Annotated in this window: 3 protein-coding genes; all 3 read right to left on the bottom strand. The window is 29.4% G+C overall.

Going from position 1 to position 2,431, the window contains the following annotated elements:
- Nucleotides 1-240: 240 nt before the first annotated feature.
- Nucleotides 241-1,572, bottom strand: coding sequence for a ribosome biogenesis GTPase Der (gene der / locus L8D11_RS04945; RefSeq protein WP_236870561.1), 1,332 nt, complete (start codon nucleotides 1,570-1,572; stop codon nucleotides 241-243).
- 11 nt (nucleotides 1,573-1,583) lie between these two features.
- Nucleotides 1,584-2,150: a carboxymuconolactone decarboxylase family protein gene (locus L8D11_RS04940; protein ID WP_236870560.1), complete on the bottom strand. Its 567-nt coding sequence runs from the start codon at nucleotides 2,148-2,150 to the stop codon at nucleotides 1,584-1,586.
- Nucleotides 2,151-2,184: 34 nt separating this feature from the next.
- The coding region (locus L8D11_RS04935; RefSeq protein ID WP_236870559.1) for a hypothetical protein at nucleotides 2,185-2,431 on the bottom strand (247 nt) is incomplete at its 5' end.

The raw sequence follows: 2,431 nt of genomic DNA, 5'->3' as shown, positions 1-2,431 counted from the left end.
CCCATCTTTGACCCCACTCTCTTCCAATTAATCACTCCTGCTATTCGCACTAACTTACTCTTCTCTATACGTTCTTCTGCTTCTCTTACTAAAAATGACATTTTGCCTCCTCTTTCGTATGTACTTACCTTTTCATTCTATCATATATGTTTCTTTCTGCCTATTATGCAATGGTCTTACTCAGTAATTAACTATCTAAGTCCAATTTATGGTTTATAGTCAATGATTTTTTTTTACTTTTTATGAAATAAAAGGATTTTTACTAAAAACAAAATGAATTTTAATAGGTATTCCTTGTAATAAGAATTTTGCCCTTAAAGAGTTTGTCAGGAATTTCTCGAAATTTTTGTTGATTTCAATTTTATTTGAAATGTTAACAAAAAAAACAAATGTTGGTGGACATGATGAATTTTGCTTCACATATTTAATTTTAAGTTTTATGTTATTCTTCATTATTGGCATGCTATACGTTTCAAGAGTATTACTGAGCCAACTGTTAAGTTTTGATGTGGGAATTTTTATATTATATAAGTTCCACAAATCAATTATCTTCTTAAACAAAGAATTTTTGTTAAAACTTTTCTGTGCACTGATAAAAATACTAAAAATATCTTTAATTTGTGGCAATCGCTTAGTCATTAAATACTGAACCTCTTCTTTAAACTTATCAATATCTTCTATTAAATCTTGTTTATTAATAACTGGAATGAGTAATTTATTATGTCTCAGAGCCAGGTTAGCAAGCACTAAATCCTGTTTTTCAAATGCGTTTTCTGAATCCATAATTAACAAAACAATATCAGATACTTTAATTGCTTCTATAGTTTTGGATATAGATAACTCTTCAATTTTTTCTTGAATTTTAGCTTTTCTCCTAACACCAGCTGTATCAATTAAATTGATTGTAACTCCATTAACATTGATTTCGTAAAGCAAATAATCTCTTGTCGTTCCAGCAATATCAGAGACCAAACTTCTTTCAAAACCCAATATTGAATTAAATAAAGTTGATTTACCAACATTCGGTCTGCCAACTATAGCAATTGATAGATTATCAGCACTCTCCTCAACTAACTCAATTGCGCTATCTATGTTGGATTTCATTACATGATAAATATCCTCAAACCCCAATCTATGTTCTGCTGAAATAAAAATTCCTTCTCCTAGTCCCAATTTAATTAAATCTTCCTTTGTTAGAGCTTTCTTTGATTCAGATTTATTAGCTAGCAAAAGAGTATTTTTTTGAAGCTTTCTTACAGATTTAGCCAAAATAATATCTTCTTCAGATAATAACGTTCTTGCATCAACAACAAAAAAAATAAAATCTGCTTCCTCAATAGCGAGAGATGTATTAGTTTTAATTTTAGGTGTTATCTCATTTTTCTTTTTTAAATACCACCCTGCAGTATCTATTAACTCGAATTTCAAATCATATAGCTTTCCTATGTTTTTAACATAATCCCGCGTCACTCCAGGCTGATTGTTAACAATAGATAGCTCTTTTTGGCACAGTTTGTTGAACAAAGTAGATTTACCAACATTCTCCCTACCAATAATTGCAATTTTTTTCACAATGTTGATATTTAAAAGCTTTCTTCTCTTACTATAAAATCATAGCTTCGCATTCTTTCAATTTCTAGTACGTCTCCTGCTGCCTTAATCACGGAAACTATTCTACCAATATCACGAATTGTCTCAGATGAGCAATTATACTTTCTTAATTTTTTAATATGCACATTCATACAGTAGTTGCATCCATATACTATAGAAGCAACGAGGCAATACATCGAAAAATCTTTTTCATCTATATTATGACTTGCCAAATTACTTAAGGACAAATTTGAAGGCATGTTTTTAATAATCTCATCATCAACACCTTTAGTAAAATTGTGATACATACTAGTCATAGAAATTGTACTTACTGCAATTTTACAGGCATTAGCTTCATTATTATCTAAGTACCTTTTAGCTTCAGGACGTATATAATTTAATAGGCATTCATGCTTTAATGCATATCCAGCAGTAAGTGCTATACCAAAAATTTGATATTTTTCTAAAGTTTGTAAGTCTTGAAAAAATATCTCTCTTATGCTTTTATCAATGTCATAAGCGTATTGAGGAAGCTGATTTAGTATGCTTTGAATACTCATTTCTTTTTGTTTATCTTAAATAAAGAATTTAACATCAATGTATCACAATTTCTAACGATTTGCCAAAAAATAGTTTAGGGATAAAGAATATTTTAAATTTTTTTATACTCAAGTGCGATTTGGTAACAATTTGTTTTTTTTCATTGGGCACTTTAGAAGACCATTGCATAATAGGCAGAAAGAAACATATATGATAGAATGAAAAGATAAGTACATACGAAAGAGGAGGCAAAATGTCATTTTTAGTAAGAGAAGCAGAAGAACGTATAGAGAAGAGTAAG

Source organism: Candidatus Bandiella numerosa (genome assembly GCF_021811875.1).
Classification (GTDB): Bacteria; Pseudomonadota; Alphaproteobacteria; order Rickettsiales; family Midichloriaceae; genus Aquirickettsia; species Aquirickettsia numerosa_A.
This window is presented reverse-complemented; position numbering and strand designations above follow the sequence as displayed.